This window comes from Actinocorallia sp. A-T 12471 (genome assembly GCF_033875155.1).
Taxonomy (GTDB): Bacteria; Actinomycetota; Actinomycetes; order Streptosporangiales; family Streptosporangiaceae; genus Actinocorallia.
In genome coordinates, this window is the sequence record NZ_JAWZTE010000003.1 from 711,517 (window position 1) to 730,440 (window position 18,924).

The following is an 18,924-nucleotide window of genomic DNA, read 5'->3' on the forward strand; positions in this document are numbered from 1 at the left end:
CATGGGCTACCCGCCTCAGCAGCCGCCGTACGACCCGTACGGCCAGCAGCCCGGCTACGGCCAGCCCGCGCCCTATGGGCGGCCAGCTCCTTACGGCCAGCAGCCCGGATACCCGCCCCAGGGCGGCCAGTACCCGCCGCAGGGGGGCTACCCGCCGCCCGGCGCGGTCCCGCCGCAGGGCCACGCCGCGGGTCCGCTGCCGTCGATCGCGACGTTCAACGCCGCGACCCTGCCGAACGACGACAACGTCAACCCGTACGCCTTCTCGGTGAACCTGAACGGCCAGTGGTTCATCCAGAAGGGCAAGATGATCGCCTACTACGGGCAGATCAGGTTCTCCGCGCTGTCGGCCGGACCGCTCGACGCCCTGGTCGCCGGGCACTTCCACTCGCCGCTGTACGCGCACGACTGGGTGGTGGCCGAGGGCCAGGGCAAGCTCGTGCTCGGCGACCGCGGCTACGACCTGAACTCCTACGACCTCGAGGACGGCAACCTGACGGTCAGGGCGTCGAACCTTCTCGCGTTCGATCCCGCCCTCAGCCTGAAGCAGTCGATCATCCCCGGGTTCCTCACCCTGATCGGCACCGGCAAGTTCATCGCGTCCTCCAACGGGCCCGTCCACTTCGTGGAGCCGCCCATCAGGCTCGACCCGCAGGCCGTGCTGGGGTGGGCCGACGTGCCGACCCCGTGCCACCACTACGACCACGGGGCCGTCCGCGGGGTGCTCGGCCACGCGCGGGCGGCGTTCGGGCTCGGCGCGTCCTCCGGCGAGGAGCACCAGTTCGAGTTCACCGGCGCGGGCACCGTGCTGATGCAGTCGTCGGAGAAGGTCGCCGACTCGCCCGCGCAGCTGCGCGAACTCGAGGGCCAGATCGGGCTGCTGGGCGTCGGCGGGCTCCAGCGGCTGCACCAGGTCATCGGCCAGCGGCTCGCGGCGGAGCGACGCGACGATTGACCCTGAACCGGGTCCTCCCCGAAGATCGGGGCAACACCGTAGAACGGGAAGGACCCGGCATCATGCCGAGTAGTCGTCTCCACGATCTCGCCGCGCTGCTCGCCAGGACCGCCGTCGGCGTCGTGTTCGTCGCGCACGGCTGGCTGAAGATCGAGGACGGGGTCACCGCGACCGCCGCCGAGTTCGACGCCCTCGGCGTGCCGCTGCCCAAGGCCGCGGCCGTCTACTCGACCTTCGCCGAGCTGCTGGGCGGCGCTGCCCTGATCGTCGGGCTCGGCCTGCCGGTCGTCGGGCTCGCGCTGTTCCTCGACATGGCTGGCGCGTTCGCGTTCGTCCACGTGGACCGGGGGTTGAGCGCGCCCGAAGGGTTCGAGCTCGTCATCGTGCTGGGGCTGGCGAGCCTGCTGTTCGCGGCGGGCGGTGCCGGGGACCTCACGCTGGACCGCGCGCTGCGGGTGCGGCGCTCGCGCAAGGAGGAGATCGCGGAGTTCCTGCCGCCCGACGACGCCGTCGCCGAGCCGTTCGCCCCGCCCGCGCCGCTCCCGCCCGTCGGCGGCGACACCAAGCCCGACCTCCCGGTTCCGCAGCCCGCTCCGGCCGAGGCCGAACCCGGCGACGTCGTCGTGGCGAGGGCGCGACGCGGCCGGGGGCGCTCGGCACAGCCCAAGGAGCCCGAGGGTCAGGAGAACGACGCGAAGTAGGACGCCGCCATGTCGTCGCGGCCGTGGCCCTGGTCGGCGGCGCGGCGGAAGCGTTCCGCGCCCGCCGCGACGAGGTCGAGCTTGACCCCCGCCTCCTCGGCGGCGGCGAGGATGAGGCGGGCGTCCTTGGCGGCGGTCTCCACCGCGAAGCTCGGCGGTGACAGCTCGTCGTTCATCAGCGCGTCGGCCTTCAGCCTGAGGTAGCCCGCGTCGAGGCCGCCGCCGGCGATCGCGTCGAGGAACTGACGCGGGTCGACGCCGAGGCCCTTGGCGAGCGCGAGGGTCTCCCCCACCGCGTTGTTCAGGTTCAGGACCCAGCTGTTGATCACGAGCTTCAGCCGGGTCGCGGCCCCGACGTGGTCGTCTATCCAGACCGTGCGCGAGCCGATCGCGTCGAACACCGGCTCGAGGGTGTTCCACACCGTGTCGGGCGAGGCGCACAGGATCGTCAGCTGGCCCGCCTCGGCCGGACCGCGCGTCCCGAGGACGGGCGCGTCGACGTAGACGAGCCCGTTGTCGTTGGCGAAGCCGTGCAGCAGGTCGACGTCGTCAAGGGAGGCGGTCGACGACTGCACCCACAGGGCCCCCGGCCGCAACCCCGGCGCGGCCTGCCGCATGACGTCCAGGGCCGCGTCGCCGTCATACAGGACGGTGAAGACGACCTCGGCCCCCGCGACCGCCTCGGGCGGTGTGGGAGCCGCGTACGCGCCCTCCTTGGCCAGCGCCTCGGTTTTCTCCTTCGTCCGGTTCCAGACCCGAACCCGGTGGCCCGCCTTGAGCAGGTTTCTGGCGATCGGCTCGCCCATGATCCCCGTTCCCAGCACCGCGACGTCCATCGTGCCCCTCCTCAAGGTCAATTTCCGACGTTCCCCGCCCACCCTGGTCCAAATCCCCCGGAACAGCCGAAGCTCCGGCGCGAACCCGACATCCGCCCGCCTGACGCGCCGACGATGTTGGTACCGTCGGTCGCCGGGCACAACGGGGACATCGGCAGGGAGGGTGATGCGCAGAGGGTTCCGCCACCCGACGCAGGTGATCGTCGGGGGGTTCGGGGCGGCGGTCTCGGTCGGCACGGTGCTGCTGTCACTGCCGGTCGCGACGGCCGACGGGGAGGGCGCGGGCGTGCTCACCGCGCTGTTCACCGCGACGTCCTCGATCTGCCTGACGGGCCTGGCGGTGGTCGCGACCGACACGCACTGGTCGATCTTCGGCGAGGTCGTGATCATGCTGCTGCTCCAGACCGGCGGCCTCGGCATCATGACGCTGGCGACCCTGTTCGCCCTGCTGCTGTCGGGACGGCTCGGGCTGCGCGCCAGGCTGCTGGCCGCCACCGAGAACAAGACGCTCACCGGAAGCGACCTCAGACGCGTCATCCGCAACGTCGTGATCTTCAGCCTCGCGACCGAGGCGGTCCTCGCCGTCATCCTCGGGGCGCGGTTCATCGTCAGGTACGAGCAGTCGGTCGGGTACGGGGCCTACCTCGGGCTGTTCCACGCGGTGTCGGCGTTCAACAACGGCGGCATCGCCCTGTGGCACGACAGCATGGTCCGCTTCGCCGGGGACCCCTGGATCTGCCTGCCGCTGTGCTTCGGCGTCATCGTGGGCGGGCTCGGCTTCCCCGTCGTGTTCGAGCTCGCCCGTTCCTGGCGGCGGCCCGCGCGCTGGTCGGTGCTCACCAAGATCACCGTCGGGATGACGGCGCTGCTGCTTGCCGCGGGCACGATCGTGTTCACCGTCTTCGAGTGGAACAACCCGCGCACGCTCGGCGGCCTGGAAGGCGGCGGACGACTCCTCGCCGGGTTCTTCGCCGCGGTCATGCCGCGCTCCGGCGGCTTCAACAGCGTCGACATCAGCGCGATGCGGCCGGAGAGCTGGCTCACCACCGACATCCTCATGTTCATCGGCGCGGGCAGCGCGGGCACCGGCGGCGGCATCAAGGTCACCACCTTCGGGCTGCTGGCCTTCGTGCTGCTCGCCGAGCTGCGCGGCGAGAACAGCGTCAACGTCGGCAACCGCAAGATCCCGCACGACACCCAGCGGCAGGCGCTCACCATCGCGCTGCTCGGCGTCGGCGTCGTCGCGACGAGCACGTTCGCGCTGCTGTCCCTCGTGCCGCACACCCTTGACCAGGTGCTGTTCGAGGTCGTCTCGGCCTTCGCGACAGTCGGCCTGTCCACCGGGATCACCCCGAGCCTGCCCGCCGCCGGCCAGCTCCTGATCATCTTCCTGATGTTCATCGGCCGTGTCGGGCCCGTCACCCTGTTCACCGCACTCGCCCTGCGGGAACGGACAAGACTGTACGAACTACCCGAGGAGCGACCGATTGTTGGCTGAGGACATTGGCTGAGAACAACCTTCCCGTCGTCGTCATCGGCATGGGCCGGTTCGGCAGCTCCATCGCGCTCGAGCTGACCAGGCTCGGCACCGAGGTCCTGGCGATCGACAGCAGGGCCAAGACCGTGCAGTCGCTCGCGGGCGAGCTGACCCAGATCGTCACCGCCGACTCCACCGACATCCAGGCGCTCAAGCAGCTCGGCGTGGCCGACTTCTACCGCGCGGTCGTCGCGATCGGCAGCGACATCGAGGCGAGCATCCTGACGACGTCGCTGCTGGTCGAGCTGGGCGTGGAGAACATCTGGGCGAAGGCCATCAGCCGCCAGCACGGCCGCATCCTCGAGCGGATCGGGGCGAACCACGTGGTCCTTCCCGAACACGACATGGGCGAGCGGGTCGCCCACCTCGTCAGCGGGCGGATGCTCGACTACGTGCAGATCGACCAGGACTACGTGCTGGCCAAGACCAGGCCGCCGCGCGAGATCGTCGGCGTCCCGCTGGGCGAGACCAACCTCCGGCGCAAGCTCGGCGTCACGATCGTCAGCGTCAAGCCCAAGGGCGAGCAGTACACCTACGCGACCGAGGAGACCGTGCTCCAGTACGACGACCTCATCCTCGTCGCCGGGCCCACGACCAAGGTGGAACGCTTCACCGACCTGTAGACGCGGGAAGCCCGACCCCTTTTCAGGGCCGGGCTCCGGGTGCTTCGGTCAGTTCAGGGTGAAGGTGATCGTGCGGGTGTTGCCGGCGACGTCATGGACGACGAGGGTGTTCACGCCTTGGACCGCGCCGAAGACGCCGGGCTTGACGAAGTTCACGTCGGACCAGGCGTTGTCGGTGAGGTCCTTGGTCGTGCCGTTGAGGACCACCTTGTCGATCTTGCCGGCGTCGTACAGCTTGAAGCTGACGAGGTCGTAGGCCGTGCCGTCCCCGACCGTGTAAGCCGCGCCGTCCTTCACCGTGACGGTCGGGGCGGTGGCGTCGATCGTGAAGGGCGCGGTGCCGGTCTGGGAGATGTTGCCCGCGAGGTCCTGGGCGTTGTACTTGACCGTGTAGGAGCCGTCGGGCAGCTGCACCGTCGCGGTGTGCGACGCGGACTTCGCGCCGTTCGCTGCGGTCTGGGTGCTCTTGACCAGGGTGCCGTCCTTGTAGATGTTGGCGACGATCCGGCGCAGGCCCGTCTCGTCGGTCGCGTCGACCTTCACCGTCAGGGACGGGAAGGGGCCCGCCGCCGTCGGGGCGGCGAGGGTCACGCCGGGGCGCGTGGTGTCGGCGGGCGCGGCGGCCTGCTCGACGGCGACCTGGTCGACCGTCCAGAAAGCGCTGTTCGTCCCGGTGTAGCGGAAGCGGAACTGGGCGGTCGCCGCGCCCTGCGGCACCTCGAACGCCAGGCGCTCGACGGTGTTGGCGGCGGTCGTGTAGGTCTTCAGGACCTGGGCCGGGCCGCCGTCGAAACTCACCGAGACCTCGGCGGACTGCGGTCCGTCGATGGCGTAGCGGGTCGCGTAGGTGAGCGTTCCGGTGGCCGCGCCCGTCAGCGGGTAGGCGGGGCTGACGAGGGTCGAGTCGAACTGGCCCGCGCCGTGCGCCCTGTCGTCCCACTCGTCGGAGTCGGCGACGGCGAAGACGTCACGGGCGCGGACGTTGGTCTCGCGGTTCTGGTTGCGCTCGGCCTGGGTCCAGAACTCGTCGGTCGCGAACGACCAGCCCGCCCACTCGCTCACGCCGCCGGACGGCATCCGCGAGTTGTCGATGGACCAGCCCTCGGGGGTGGCGTGCGTCCAGCCGAGGAGGTTGGCGGGGATGCCGGTCTCGTCAAGGCGGGTGCGCAGCTGGGGGCGCAGGGAGTCGAACGCGTCGGGGCGCAGGGAGCCGACGGCCGCGCCGTCGAGCCGCCACGCGGGGTCGGGGGTGATCCCGATGGCCGAAAGGACGGTCGGGGCGATGTCGGAGATCTTCACGTCGTGCCGGACGCCGGGGGTGATGCCGGGGCCCGAGGCGATCACGAAGACCTTGCGCTCGGCGAGGCTGTTGCCGCCGTGGCCGCCGGTCGGCGTGTGGCCGTGGTCGGCGGTGACGGCGATGAGCCACTCCTCGCCGTCCGGCCGCGCGTCGACCGCGGCGAGGATGTCGCCGATCTGACGGTCGGCGCGGGCGAGCGCGGTCCGGTAGGCCGCGCCGTTGGTGCCGACGCTGTGGCCCGCGCCGTCGACCTCGTCGAGGTGGACGAACACGTCGTCCGCGCCGCCCGCGATCGCCGCTACAGCGCGCTGCGTGGTGCCCGCGTCCGAGCCGCCCGCGACGCGTGAGTCGACGGCCGGGCCGAAGATCGTCGTGACGATCGGGCCCCACGTCCCGACGGCGGCGGTCGAGCGCTCGGGCTTGGCCGCCTCGACGCGGGTGAGGTAGTCGGGGTATTCGCCGTAGTTCGGCGAGGAGAAGTTGTTGTCGGTGACCCGGTGCTTGTCGGGCCAGACGCCGGTGGCGATGGTCGACCAGCTCGGGCCGGAGACCGTGCCCGCCATGGGCTGCGCCTGGAGGTTGCTCGTGGCGACCATGCTCCGGGCGATGAGCGCGTCGAGGTTGGGCATGTCGGCGGCGGCGAGGAAGTCGTACGACGCCCCGTCGACGCCGATGACGAGCGTCTTGACGGCGGGGGCCGGGGCCGCGCCGACGGGACCGCCGACGGCCAGGCCCGCGAGCAGGGAGGAAGCGAGAACAGTTGTAGATACAGCGCCGAGTGCGCGTATCGGGGCCATGTTCACTCCGAGGTTAGGAGATTCCCAGGTGCGGATGGTTCCGCACCGACCCCAGTGTTCAGCGAGGACACACGCCAAGGCGAGCCCTGGCGCAAGTTGTCAATACACGTTCGGCCGGGGTTCACCGGCGTCAGCCCGTCTGTGCCCCCGTGTCGGTGGCGGCCTGGGCCTCGCGGGAGGCGCGGTGGCGGGCGTGGGACCAGAGCGGGTAGGACAGCACGGCCATCGCGCCGAGCAGGGCGGCGGTGCCGAGCAGCGCGGTCCACGAGTCGGACTCCGCGAGCCGCCAGACGAGCAGGCACCAGGCGGTGCACATCGGGACGAACGAGGCGATCCAGACGGCCGGCCGGTTCTGGATGAGCTCGGCACCGTCGAGCAGCGGGATCGGCAGCAGCGCGAACACCGCGGTCTCCAGCACCAGCACCAGCGCGGTCTTGAGCACGACGGCCTGCGTGCCCTCCGCCCCCGCCCACGCGAGCCACAGGACGACGGCGGCGGCGAACGTCGCCCAGGCGGCCATGACGATCGCGGCGAGCTTGTCCTCGCGCGCCGCCTCACCCCTGATCTCGGCGATGACGAAGTACCCGATGATCCCGTACACGTACCCGGGTTCGAGCCGCAGCGCCCACGACGCGAACGCCATCACCACGGCGAGCGCGAGCCCGATCCACAGCGTCCGGTACGGCCCGAAGCCGCCGTCAAGCGCGCGGGTCTCCCGCCAGTGCAGCACCGCGGCCCACGTCGCGACGACGAGGACGAGCCCGATGACCGACCCCGCGGCGACGTACGGCACCGCGGTCATGTCGAGGCGTCCGTCAGCGCCCCTCGAGTCGTCGGCGGCGAGGGTCTGCGCCGCCGCCGCGATCGCCACACCGCCGAGGAACTGCAGCCAAGGCAGCGGCGGTATCTCCCGTTTGCGGCGTTGGTTGAGATGCTCCAGCGCCTTGTTCACCGGTTCGGCCGGGAACCCGACACGCGGATACCCGCGCCGCTCGCGCCGCACGAGCCGGTCCCCCAGCGCGAGCGCGCGCACGGCGAGGAACGCCAGCGCCGACGCCACCGCGATCCCGACGGCCGCCGCCACCGGACGCCAGTCCTCCGCGAGGTCGCCGAGCGCGTTCTTGAGCGTCCCGTCGGGCAGGAACGAGCCCTCCGACGGGTCCGTCGCGGCGTTCGCGGACCCGTCATCCCGGTCCCCGCCCGGCGAGGACGGCCCGGCGACGACCGTGAGCGTCGCCGCGCGCCGCACATACCCGCTGTCCAACCGGCAACCCAGGACGACCTGGTACCGGCCCGGCGCGGTCCCCGGCGGCACCCGGAACGTGAGCCCGGACAGCGTGACGAGGTCGTCGCCGAGCCGCGCGGAGTACGCGCACCCGTCGGGGAAGTCCGCGGGCACGAGCGCGACGGTCACCCCCGCCCGCGCCCGGTCCGGCGAGACCCGCACCGAGGCGTCGGGCAGGCCCGTGGGCGGCGGGGTCTCCGGGCCAGGCGTCTCCGGGTCCGTGACGGTGAAGGCCACCGTGTTCGACGTCGCGCCGGAGAAGTAGCTGCACACCGCGATGAACTGGATCCTGCCCTCGGCGTGCGCGGGAATCGTCGTGGTGAACGGGAAGGTCACCTCCGAGCCGATCGTCTCCGGATCGGGTTCGAGGTCGAGGAACGAGCGGAAGACGTTCACCCGCAGGACGCCGCCGCCCGACCCGTCACTCGTGCCGCCGCCCTCCTCGGGCGGCGCGGGCGGCACGCACTCGAACCCCGGCCCCTCGGTGAGCGTGACCTCGGTGCCGGGCGGACCCGCCGACGGACTGACCGTCAGCCCGCCCTCCGCGGCCCGCGCCGGACTCGCGGCCGGAACCGAGGCGAGCAGGCACAGCAGGACGAGCAGCACACGACGCACAAGACCTCCACCCGAGCCCATGACGGCGACCGCGATCATTGTCGGAACCACGGTCCACGCCGCGCCAGCCGAATATTTCCGGCCGGCTTCCGGCATCTGAGTTTCCGGTCCGTCCCCAATCGGCGCCCGGACGGCAAGCGGCACCGGCCGCACGCGGCCCGGGACCGCGCGGAATGTCAGACGGGTTCGCCAGAATCGGCGCATGGATGCGAAAGAGCGGGAGACGACCGCACGCGAGATCGCGCGGACACACGTCGAGCAGGGCTTCGACGGCGTCGCCCAGATCGTCGAGCAGGTGCTCGACCACATCGGGGATGGGCCGGACGACTTGGCGTTCGCCGAGGACGTGGTCGAGGCGGTGTGGCGGGAACGCCTCGCCGAACAGCGGGACTGGCCGGAGGTCACCGACCCCGACCGCATCCTGCGCGCCTTCGCGGCGCTCACCGAGGCGGGCGTGACCGCGCGGGCGCACTTCACCTGCTGCCAGGGCTGCGGCACCGCCGAGATAGGCGACGCGGCCGCCCCCGACGCGCGCGGCTACGTGTTCTTCCACTACCAGGACACCGAGTCCGCCGCCGCGAACGCGCGCCTCCACCTGTCCTACGGCTCGTTCCACGCCGCGGACGAAGACCTCGCGATCGGCCACGAGGTCGTCGCCGCCCTCACCGCCGAGGGCCTCACCCCCGAGTGGGACGGCACGATCCGCAAGCGCATCGCCCTCACCTCCCTGACCTGGCAGAAGCGCCTCCCACCCCTACCCGCCTGACCGCCCGCCCCCTGTCCCCCGCCGCACATCCAGAAAAACGTGAGGAGCCGTGCCCGTATGGGCACGACTCCTCACGCTGTAAACCTATGTTGGCCGCGACCCCGGGCCTGCGACCCCGGCCGATCGGCCTGCGAGCGGCCCGGCCCCGGCCTCGCAAGAGCCCGATCGCGGCGCAGTCGGGCCCTGAGGCCCCGGCCGCCTGCGAGCGGGGCCTCAGGGGCGGGCCCGAGTTCGTCGGAGCCCGGTCGCGGTGCACACGGGCCCCGAGACCCCGGCCGCCCGTGAGCGGGCCGGCCCCGGGCTCGCAAGAGCCCGATCGCGGCGCAGTCGGGCCCTGAGACCCCGGCCGCCCGTGAGCAGGCCCGGGCTCACAAGAGCCAGGTCGCGGCGCACTCGGGCCCTGAGACCCCGGCCGCCTGCGAGCAGAGCGGGCACGAGCTCGTCGGAGCCCGGTCGCGGTGCGCGCGCTGAGCGGCGACGGTCAGACGTTGAAGCCGAGGGCGCGGAGCTGTTCGCGGCCGTCCTCGGTGATCTTGTCAGGGCCCCACGGCGGCAGCCAGACCCAGTTGATCTTGAGTTCGTCAACGAGGTCGGCCGTGGCGCTCTGGGCCTGGTCCTCGATCACGTCGGTGAGCGGACACGCGGCGCTGGTCAGCGTCATGTCGACGGTGAGGATCCGCTGGCCCTCTGTCTCATCGACGTTCAGCCCGTAGACCAGCCCGAGGTCGACGACGTTGATGCCGAGCTCGGGGTCGACGACGTCGCGCAGGGCCTCGAGGATCTGCTCCTCCTCGTCCGACCCGCCGGTCAGCGCGTCAAGGACCGCCTCCTCGGCGGACAGCGCCTGCGCTGCCTCGGAGTTCACTTCGGTCATGGTGCCTTCTCCAGGGTCTGGGCTGTCGCGTCCTTCCAGGCCATCCAGCCGAGCAGGGCGCACTTGACGCGGGCGGGGTACTTGGAGACGCCGGCGAACGCGACGGCGTCCTCCAGCACCTCCTCGTCGGGCTCGATCTCACCGCGCGACTGCATCAGCGCGAGGAACTCGTCGCCGAGCCGCATCGCGTCCTTGACGGTGCGGCCGATGATCATGTCGCTCATCACCGAGGCGCTCGCCTGGCTGATCGAGCACCCCTGGTTCTCGTAGGAGACGTCCTTGACCACCGCGTCGTCGCCGGAGCCCTCCAACGCGACCCTGAGGGTGATCTCGTCACCGCAGGTCGGGTTGATGTGGTGGACCTCGGCCCCGAACGGCTCCCGCAGCCCACGGTGCTGCGGGTTGCGGTAGTGGTCCAGGATGATCTCCTGGTACATGGATTCAAGCTGCACTGTCAGACCGTCCCGAAGAACTTCTGCGCCCGTCGGACGCCCTCGGCAAGGGCGTCGACCTCGCTCAGGGTGTTGTACACGTAGAACGACGCGCGCGTGGTCGCGGGTATTCCGAACCTGCGGCACAGCGGCCAGGCGCAGTGGTGCCCGACGCGGACGGCGATGCCCTCGTCGTCGAGGACCTGGCCGACGTCGTGCGGGTGGATGCCGTCGACCACGAACGAGACAGTCGCGCCGCGCGCAGCGGTGTCTGTCGGGCCGATGATCCGCACGCCGGGGATCGCGCCGACGGTCTCCAGCGCATAAGCGGCGAGCTCGTGCTCGTGTTCGGCGACGCGGTCCATGCCGAGTTCGGTCAGGTAGTCGCAGGCCGCGGCGAGCCCGACGGCCTGGGCCGTCACCGGCACACCCGCCTCGAACCGCTGCGGCGGCGCGGCATACGTCGACTGCTCGAGCTGGACGACCTCGATCATCGACCCGCCGGTGATGAACGGCGGCATCGACTCGAGCAGCTCACGCCGCCCCCACAGCACGCCGATGCCCAGCGGGCCCAGCATCTTGTGGCCGGAGAAGACGAGGAAGTCCGCGCCCAGCTCGGTGACGTCCACCGGCAGGTGCGGCACCGACTGCGCCCCGTCCACCAGGACGAGCGCGCCGACGGCGTGCGCCCGCGCGGCGATCACCGGGACGGGGTTGACCGTGCCGAGCACGTTCGACTGCTGGGTCAGCGCGACGAGCTTGGTGCGCGGATTGACCAGTTCGTCAAGGTTTGAGGTGTCGAGCCTGCCGTCGTCGGTGAGGCCGAACCAGCGCAGGGTCGCGCCGGTACGGCGGCACAGCTCCTGCCACGGGACGAGGTTGGCGTGGTGCTCCATTTCGGTGACCACGATCTCGTCGCCGGGACCGACCGCGAAGCGCGCGGCCTCCGGCCCGAACGTCGAGGCGTTGCTCAGCGAGTACGCGACGAGGTTGATCGCCTCTGTCGCGTTCTTGGTGAACACGATCTCGCCCGCGGGCGCGCCGACGAACGCGCCGATGGTGGCGCGGGCCGCCTCGAACGCGTCGGTGGCCTCCTCGGCGAGCAGGTGCGCGCCCCGGTGGACCGCGGCGTTGTGCTTCTCGTAGAACTCGCGCTCGGCGTCCAGGACGCGGCGCGGCTTCTGCGAGGTCGCGCCGGAGTCCAGGTAGATGAGCGGGTTCCCGTTCCGGACCGTACGGCCCAGGATCGGGAAGTCCTTCCGGATCTCCTCAGCCAGCAGCGACATGGGTCAGACGCCCGCCTTCGCGTACTTCTCGTACCCTTCGGCCTCGAGGATCTCCGCGAGCTCAGGCCCGCCCTCGGCGACGACCTTGCCGCCCGCGAAGACATGGACGAAGTCCGGCTTCACGTAGCGCAGGATGCGGGTGTAGTGGGTGATCAGCAGGACGCCGGTGTCGCCGGACGCGCTGAACCGGTTGACGCCCTCGGAGACGACCTTGAGCGCGTCGACGTCGAGGCCGGAGTCGGTCTCGTCGAGGACGGCGATCTTCGGCTTGAGCAGCTCGAGCTGGAGGATCTCGTGGCGCTTCTTCTCGCCGCCGGAGAAACCCTCGTTGACGTTGCGCTGCGCGAACGCCGGGTCCATCTGGAGCTGGGCCATCGACTCCTTGAGGTCCTTGGAGAACACCCGCAGCTTCGGCGCCTCGCCCTTGACGGCGGTGACGGCGGTGCGCAGGAAGTTCGCCACGGACACGCCGGGCACCTCGACCGGGTACTGCATCGCAAGGAACAGCCCGGCGCGGGCCCGCTCGTCGACGCTCATCTCCAGGACGTCCTCGCCGTCCAGGGTGACGCTGCCGGACGTGACGGTGTACTTGGGGTGCCCCGCGATGGCGTAAGCCAGGGTGGACTTGCCCGACCCGTTCGGGCCCATGATGGCGTGGGTCTCCCCCGCCTTCACCGTCAGGTTGACGCCCTTCAGGATCTCCTTGTCGGCGACCGTCACATGCAGGTCGCGGATCTCCAGCGTGGCCATGTCAGGACTCCCCATATTCGGACGGCTCGGCGACGTTGACGAGCACCTTGCCGTCCTCGATCTTCACTCGGTAGGTGGGCACCGCCCTCGTCGCGGGCGGGTTGGTGGGCTTGCCGGTGCGCAGGTCGAAGCACGACCCGTGCAGCCAGCACTCCAGTGTTCCGTTGTAGACCTCGCCCTCGGACAGCGAGACCTCGGCGTGCGAGCAGATGTCGTTCATCGCGTACACCTCGCCGCCGGTCTTGACGACCACGACGGGCACGTCGTCGATCTCCACGACGACCGGTGTGTCGTCGGCGATCTCGGCGACCGGGCCGATGTCGACGTATCCGCTCACCGCGCCAGCTCCGCGTCGATGGCGGCCTCGACCCGCTCGCGCAGCTCGTCCACCTCGATGCGCTGCACGATCTGGTTGAGGTAGCCGCGCACGACCATGCGCTTGGCGTCCGAGGCGGGGATGCCGCGCGCCTGGAGGTAGAACAGGTGCTCCTCGTCAAGGCGGCCGGACGCCGAGGCGTGGCCCGCGCCGGCGACCTCGCCGGTGAGGATCTCCAGGTTCGGCACCGAGTCGACCCGCGTGCCGTCGGTGAGGACGAGGTTGCGGTTCAGCTCGTAGGTGTCGGTGCCCTCGGCCTCGGCGCGGATGACCACGTCGCCGATCCAGACGGCGTGCGCCGCCTCGCCCTGCAGCGCGCCGCGGTAGTCGACCCGCGACTTGCAGTTCGGCACGCTGTGGTCGGCCAGCAGCCGGTGCTCGAGGTGCTGGCCGGCGTCCACGAAGTACACGCCGTACAGCTCGGCGTCGCCGCCCTGCCCGTGGTAGGAGACCGACGGACGGATCCGCACGAGGTCGCCGCCCAGGGTGACGTTGAAGCCGGTGAAGGTCGCGTCCTTGGCCAGGCGGGCGTGCTGGTGCGAGACGTGCACGGAGTCATCCGCCCAGTCCTGCACCGACACGACGGTCAGCTTGGCCTGCTCGCCGACCAGGAACTCCACATTGTCGGCGTAGGTGGCCGAACCGGAGTGGTCGAGCACGATGGTCGCCTTGGCGAACGGCTCGACGATCACCGTCGTGTGGCCGTAGGCGGCGTGGCCCGCGTCCTCGCCGCGCAGCCGCAGCACCGTCGGCGTCGAGGCGATCGCCTCACGCGGGACGGTGACCACGGTCGCCGTGGTGAACGCGCTGTACGCCTGCGCGGCGATCCGGTCGGTCGGGACGTAGCCGGAGCCGACGCGGGCGTCGTCACGTCCGACGGTCTCCACCGTCACCTCGGGCGCCGCGTCGACCTCGAGCACGATCTTGCCGTCGGCCTTGGCCGAGCCGTCGTGCAGCCCGCGCAGGCGGCGCAGCGGGGTGAACCGCCACTCCTCCTCGCGGCCCGTGGGGACGGCGAAGTCCGCGACGTCGTAGGACGCCCGCTCCGACAGGGTCGAGACAGGCTTGACTTCCACGCCCATCAGCCGACGGCTCCTTCCATCTGGAGTTCGATGAGCCGGTTGAGCTCAAGTGCGTATTCCATGGGCAGCTCCCGCGCGATCGGCTCCACGAACCCGCGGACGATCATCGCCATCGCCTCGTCCTCGGTGAGGCCGCGGCTCATCAGGTAGAAGAGCTGGTCCTCCGAGACCTTCGAGACCGTCGCCTCGTGGCCCATCTCGACGTCGTCCTCGCGGACGTCGACGTAGGGGTAGGTGTCGGAGCGGGAGATCTGGTCGACCAGCAGCGCGTCGCACTTCACCGTGGACTTGCTGTGCTCGGCGCCCTCCTGGACCTGGACCAGGCCGCGGTAGGAGGTGCGGCCGCCGCCGCGGGCGACGGACTTGGAGATGATCGAGGACGACGTGTGCGGCGCGCAGTGCACCATCTTGGCGCCCGCGTCCTGGTGCTGGCCGGAGCCGGCGAACGCGATCGACAGCGTCTCGCCCTTGGCGTGCGGGCCCATCAGGTAGATCGCCGGGTACTTCATGGTGACCTTGGAGCCGATGTTGCCGTCCACCCACTCCATCGTCGCGCCCTCGTAGGCGACGGCGCGCTTGGTGACGAGGTTGTAGACGTTGTTCGACCAGTTCTGGATCGTCGTGTAGCGGCAGCGGCCGCCCTTCTTCACGATGATCTCCACGACGGCCGAGTGCAGCGAGTCGGACTTGTAGATCGGCGCGGTACAACCCTCGACGTAGTGGACGTAGGCGTCCTCGTCGACGATGATCAGCGTCCGCTCGAACTGGCCCATGTTCTCGGTGTTGATCCGGAAGTACGCCTGGAGCGGGATCTCCACGTGGACGCCCTTGGGCACGTAGATGAACGAGCCGCCGGACCACACCGCGGTGTTCAGCGCGGCGAACTTGTTGTCGCCGACCGGGATCACCGAGCCGAAGTACTCCTGGAACAGCTCGGGGTGCTCGCGCAGGCCGGTGTCGGTGTCGAGGAAGACGACGCCCTTCTCCTCAAGGTCCTCACGGATCTTGTGGTAGACGACCTCGGACTCGTACTGCGCCGCGACGCCCGCGATCAGCCGCTGCTTCTCCGCCTCGGGGATGCCCAGCTTGTCGTAGGTGTTCTTGATGTCCTCGGGAAGGTCCTCCCAGGACTCGGCCTGCTTCTCGGTGGAGCGCACGAAGTACTTGATGTTGTCGAAGTCGATCTCCGACAGGTCCGAGCCCCAGTTGGGCATCGGCTTGCGGTCGAACAGCCGCAGCCCCTTCAGGCGAAGGTCGAGCATCCATTCGGGCTCGTTCTTCTTCCCTGAGATGTCGCGGACCACCGCTTCCGACAGGCCGCGCTTGGCCGCGGCTCCCGCCGCGTCGGAGTCGGCCCAGCCGTACTTGTAGTTGCCCAGACCCTCAAGCTCGGGGTTGGCTGCCGTAGTCATAGGGAGATCCCTCCGGACTCCTCGTTATCTGCTTTTACCGGTGACACGTGGGTGGTGCAGACGCCGTCGCCATGGGCGATCGTCGCCAGCCGCTGCACCGGGGTGTCGAGCATGCGCGCGAACGCCTCGGTCTCGGCCTCGCACAGCTGGGGGAACCGCGCGGCCACGTGCGCGACCGGGCAGTGGTGCTGGCAGAGCTGGATGCCGCCCAGCACATGGGGCGCCTTGCTGGCCGAGGCGGCGTACCCCTCGGCCGACAGCACCTCCACGAGCGCCTTCACGCGCGCCTGCGGAGGCAGCGCCCTCAGGCGCGCCCCGTAGCGGCTCTCCAACCCGGCGAGCTGGCGCCGCGCGAACTCCGAGACCGCCTCCGGCCCCGCCACCTCGGCGAGGAACCGCAGCGCGTTGGCCGCGAGGTCGTCGTAGGCGTGGACGAAGGTGTTGCGTCCCCTGTCGGTGATCGCGAACAGCTTCGCCGGACGTCCCCTGCCGCGGGCGGCGGCGGGGCGCGTGCGTTTGACCTCGACCTCGATCATGCCTTCGGCCAGCAGCGCGTCAAGATGCCTGCGGACGGCCGCGGGCGTGAGCCCCAGCCGCTCCCCCAGCGCCGACGCCGCCACCGGCCCGTTCTCCAGAATGAGCCGCGCCACCCGCGCCCGGGTGTCCCGCTCGCCCCGAGGCACGCCAGGCCCGACCGGCGTACCGGCTCCGACCTGCGACACGTTCTCGGGCACGTTTTTCACAACGCCAGTGTGCCGTAATTCCTTCCGCCCAGCCAAACCAACCCCCGTAATCCCCCTCACACAGGCAAGCCTTACCTAACCTTTACCCCCACCCACCCACTAAGATCCACCCCCCACCCCCCAAACCACCCTACTCCCCCACCAACCACCCCACCCCCCCAAGCCCCACGCCCCACCCCCACTCGGGAAACCCCTAGCTCGAGCGAGAACCCGAACGAAAGTCACAGGCCCCGAGAGCCTCGACCGGGGCGGCAGGGCTCCGGGGGCAAGCTCCAGGCAGGGAAGGCAGACCCGCCCTCCCGGGCCCACAGCTGGACCTCATTGTCCTTGCGTGGGCAAATTCCGGAAATCTGGGCGCACAGGGGCGGAGCGCTGGGGTTATGGGTGGTGGGACGGGTGGGGGGTTTGCGGGCGGCGGGGTCAGCGGTCGTAGACCGTGGAGCGGTGGGCGACCCTGACCACCCAGACGGTGAGTTCGCCGTTGTCGACGGTGTAGATGACGCGGTGGTCGCCGACTCGCAGCCGGCGGCGCTCCGGGCGCGAGACCAGCGCGACGGTCCCGAAGCCGAACGGGTCGGTCTCCAGTTCGGTGAGTTTCGCGAGGATGCGCAGCGCGACGTCTTTGGGGATCTTCCGCAGTTCGGCCTGCGCCTCGGGGTGGAAGACCGTGCGGTACTCACTCACCGCGGGCGAGCGTCTCGCGCATCACGTCCTCGATCGGCACACCCGCCGACCTCTGCCCCATCCGCTCGTCGATGACGCGGTTGATCTCACGCTCCTCCCACTCCTGGTACTTGCGCAGCACCTCAATGGACACCACCGCGGCGACCTCACGGCCGTGCCGCGTGATCACCGTGGGAATGTCATCCCGGTCGGCACGCTCCACAACCTCGGCAAGATGCGCCCGCACATCCCGAATCGACTCAACCGGACCAATCGTCATGTACACAACGTACACTGCGTACACCATGTACACAAAGCCCAGATCACTCGGTCCGAGAAACGAGAAGGGCGGAGCAGGGGACCCACGGAGAAATCTCCTGGATATGTCGCCCTCGAAGACCCAGCGATAGGGCTGGGAGCCCCCCTGCCGGGCTCACTGCGGCTTGGCGGGGAGGGTGGCGCGGGCTTTGCGGGGGTCGGTTGGGGTGGGTTAATTGGTTGGGGTGGGGAGGGTTCCGGAGGGGCGGGCTTCCTTGCAGGCGGAGGCGGGGCCGCCCGGCCGGGCCTGGAGTCGGGCTTCTTAGCCCCCGAGCGGGCGAATTGGGGGAATCTGGGCGCGCGGGGTGGCGTCGGGCGGGGACCGCTGGTTGAGCTGGGCGGGAAGGCTGGTCCCGGGGTCTGGGTGAGGTCTGCCTGGCGCTGGGCGAGCGTCGTGGACCCGGAGGTCTCGCGCGCAGTTATCTGCGGGCTCTGTTCCGAGTTCTGGGCTGGTGCCCTTAATTGGCCCCCTCGCGGCAGGTGGAGGTGGACTTGCGGGGCGATTTGGGTGGCTCGGGGGATTAGAGCAGGGCTGTGGTTTTGTGGGAGGGCTGGGGTGGTGGGACGGGTGACCGGGGTTTCGGCTTGGAGGGGAGGTTGGCTGGGGGCTGGGGTGAGGGTCTGGGCAGGGGCTTTGCTGGGGGGTGTCGGTGCGCTTTGGATTGGGGTGTTCCTTGGGTGGGGCGGGGAGGGCCCTGAGTGGGTGGGGTTGTGGCTTGGATGCTGGCTCGGGGCATGGGTGAGGGGCTGGCCTGGCTCTGGGCGGGAGTTGAAGGCCCGGGCCTCGGGGGGATTGTCGGTTGGGCTCTGGTTCGGGTTCTGGGTGGGTTCCTGCGGTGGGGAGGGCTCCGGAGGGGGCGGGGTTCTTGGGTGGGGGCCGGGCGGGTGGGCCTGGAGTTGGGCTTCTTTGTCCTTCGGTGGGCGAATTGAGGAATCTGGGCGCGGGGTGGCGTCGGGCGAGGCGCTGGTTCGGCTGGTGGGGCGGGTGGTCCTGGGGGTCTGCTGGTTCTGGGCGGGTGTGGTTGACCTGGGAGTCTCGGGCGGGGGTAACAGCGGGCTTTGTTGCGAGTTCCGGGCTGGCTGGGCCCTCGCGTTAGGTGGGTTTGGTTTACGGGGGTATTTGGGCGGCTCGGAGGGTTGGGGCAGAGCGGCGGGGCTCCTGGATATGTAGCCCTTGAAGGCCCGCTGATGGGCCTGGGGCTCTGCTGCCTGGGCGGACTGTGGCTTTAGTTCTTTGTTGCGGGGCAATGGGCGATAGGGCTGGGTTTGTGGGTGGCGGGACGGGTGACTGGGGTTTCGGCTTGGAGGGGAGGTTGGCTGGGGGCTGGGGTGAGGGTCTGAGCAGGGGGCTTTGTTGGGGGTCGGGGGCTTTGGATTGGGGGTTGGGGTGGGGTCCTTGGTTGGGGTGGGGAGGGCGCCGGGTGGGTGGGGTTGTGGCTTGGATGCTGGCTTGGGGCGTGGGTGAGGGGCTGGCCTGGCTCTGGGCGGGAGTTGTAGGCCCGGGTCTCGGGCGGGGATCTCGGGGAGGTTTGTGAGTGGGCTCTGGTTCGGTTCTGGGCGACTTCCTCAACTGG

The 18,924-nt window shown here is 70.4% G+C and carries 18 protein-coding genes; 5 read left to right on the forward strand and 13 right to left on the reverse strand.

Annotated features, from left to right (window positions below; translation table 11 throughout):
* Position 1 precedes the first annotated feature (1 nt).
* Entirely contained in the window at positions 2-955 is a 954-nt protein-coding gene (locus R9X44_RS12180) for an AIM24 family protein (RefSeq protein ID WP_319814180.1), read from the forward strand.
* Positions 956-1,017: 62 nt separating this feature from the next.
* The gene (locus R9X44_RS12185; protein ID WP_319814181.1) at positions 1,018-1,656 is read left to right on the forward strand and encodes a DoxX family protein; all 639 of its coding nucleotides are present in this window, start codon (positions 1,018-1,020) and stop codon (positions 1,654-1,656) included.
* On the opposite strand, the gene R9X44_RS12190 is transcribed toward R9X44_RS12185, so the two are convergent.
* Positions 1,635-2,492, reverse strand: a complete 858-nt coding sequence (locus tag R9X44_RS12190) for an NAD(P)-dependent oxidoreductase (protein WP_319814182.1) — start codon at positions 2,490-2,492, stop codon at positions 1,635-1,637. The two genes, R9X44_RS12185 and R9X44_RS12190, sit on opposite strands and share 22 nt — an antisense overlap.
* A gap of 166 nt (positions 2,493-2,658) precedes the next feature.
* Between R9X44_RS12190 and R9X44_RS12195 the strand changes: the two genes are divergently transcribed.
* Positions 2,659-3,990: a TrkH family potassium uptake protein gene (locus R9X44_RS12195; protein WP_319814183.1), complete on the forward strand. Its 1,332-nt coding sequence runs from the start codon at positions 2,659-2,661 to the stop codon at positions 3,988-3,990.
* Positions 3,987-4,652: a potassium channel family protein gene (locus R9X44_RS12200; RefSeq protein WP_413774938.1), complete on the forward strand. Its 666-nt coding sequence runs from the start codon at positions 3,987-3,989 to the stop codon at positions 4,650-4,652. The genes R9X44_RS12195 and R9X44_RS12200 overlap by 4 nt, the downstream gene beginning before the upstream one ends.
* 48 nt (positions 4,653-4,700) lie before the next feature.
* Here R9X44_RS12200 and R9X44_RS12205 read toward each other — a convergent pair whose 3' ends face one another.
* A complete protein-coding gene (locus R9X44_RS12205) occupies positions 4,701-6,749 on the reverse strand; it encodes an alkaline phosphatase family protein (protein WP_319814185.1) in 2,049 nt (682 codons plus the stop codon).
* A gap of 130 nt (positions 6,750-6,879) precedes the next feature.
* On the reverse strand, positions 6,880-8,688 hold the full coding sequence (locus R9X44_RS12210) for a hypothetical protein (protein WP_319814186.1): 1,809 nt from the start codon (positions 8,686-8,688) through the stop codon (positions 6,880-6,882).
* Positions 8,689-8,851: 163 nt separating this feature from the next.
* On the opposite strand from R9X44_RS12210, the gene R9X44_RS12215 reads away from it, so the two are divergent.
* Entirely contained in the window at positions 8,852-9,415 is a 564-nt protein-coding gene (locus R9X44_RS12215; RefSeq protein ID WP_319814187.1) for a DUF6891 domain-containing protein, read from the forward strand.
* A gap of 481 nt (positions 9,416-9,896) precedes the next feature.
* Here R9X44_RS12215 and R9X44_RS12220 read toward each other — a convergent pair whose 3' ends face one another.
* The 10 genes from R9X44_RS12220 to R9X44_RS12265 all read right to left on the reverse strand — a co-directional run bounded on the left by R9X44_RS12220 (position 9,897) and on the right by R9X44_RS12265 (position 17,312).
* Complete coding sequence (locus R9X44_RS12220; RefSeq protein WP_319814188.1) at positions 9,897-10,289, reverse strand: metal-sulfur cluster assembly factor; 393 nt, start codon at positions 10,287-10,289, stop codon at positions 9,897-9,899.
* Positions 10,286-10,741 (reverse strand): Fe-S cluster assembly sulfur transfer protein SufU, encoded by a 456-nt coding sequence (gene sufU / locus R9X44_RS12225; protein WP_319814189.1) that lies wholly within the window; start codon positions 10,739-10,741, stop codon positions 10,286-10,288. Before sufU ends, R9X44_RS12220 begins: the two co-directional genes overlap by 4 nt.
* A 2-nt stretch (positions 10,742-10,743) precedes the next feature.
* A complete protein-coding gene (locus R9X44_RS12230; RefSeq protein ID WP_319814190.1) occupies positions 10,744-12,006 on the reverse strand; it encodes a cysteine desulfurase in 1,263 nt (420 codons plus the stop codon).
* Between the two features lie 3 nt (positions 12,007-12,009).
* Entirely contained in the window at positions 12,010-12,756 is a 747-nt protein-coding gene (gene sufC, locus R9X44_RS12235) for a Fe-S cluster assembly ATPase SufC (RefSeq protein WP_319814191.1), read from the reverse strand.
* 1 nt (position 12,757) lies between these two features.
* Complete coding sequence (locus R9X44_RS12240) at positions 12,758-13,093, reverse strand: non-heme iron oxygenase ferredoxin subunit (protein WP_319814192.1); 336 nt, start codon at positions 13,091-13,093, stop codon at positions 12,758-12,760.
* On the reverse strand, positions 13,090-14,214 hold the full coding sequence (gene sufD / locus R9X44_RS12245) for a Fe-S cluster assembly protein SufD (RefSeq protein WP_319814193.1): 1,125 nt from the start codon (positions 14,212-14,214) through the stop codon (positions 13,090-13,092). The genes R9X44_RS12240 and sufD overlap by 4 nt, the downstream gene beginning before the upstream one ends.
* A complete protein-coding gene (sufB, locus tag R9X44_RS12250) occupies positions 14,214-15,626 on the reverse strand; it encodes a Fe-S cluster assembly protein SufB (protein WP_319814194.1) in 1,413 nt (470 codons plus the stop codon). Before sufB ends, sufD begins: the two co-directional genes overlap by 1 nt.
* Positions 15,623-16,360, reverse strand: a complete 738-nt coding sequence (locus R9X44_RS12255) for a helix-turn-helix transcriptional regulator (RefSeq protein ID WP_413774939.1) — start codon at positions 16,358-16,360, stop codon at positions 15,623-15,625. The genes sufB and R9X44_RS12255 overlap by 4 nt, the downstream gene beginning before the upstream one ends.
* A 429-nt stretch (positions 16,361-16,789) precedes the next feature.
* Positions 16,790-17,053: a type II toxin-antitoxin system RelE/ParE family toxin gene (locus R9X44_RS12260; RefSeq protein ID WP_319814195.1), complete on the reverse strand. Its 264-nt coding sequence runs from the start codon at positions 17,051-17,053 to the stop codon at positions 16,790-16,792.
* On the reverse strand, positions 17,046-17,312 hold the full coding sequence (locus R9X44_RS12265; RefSeq protein ID WP_319814196.1) for a type II toxin-antitoxin system Phd/YefM family antitoxin: 267 nt from the start codon (positions 17,310-17,312) through the stop codon (positions 17,046-17,048). Before R9X44_RS12265 ends, R9X44_RS12260 begins: the two co-directional genes overlap by 8 nt.
* Positions 17,313-18,924: the final 1,612 nt, after the last annotated feature.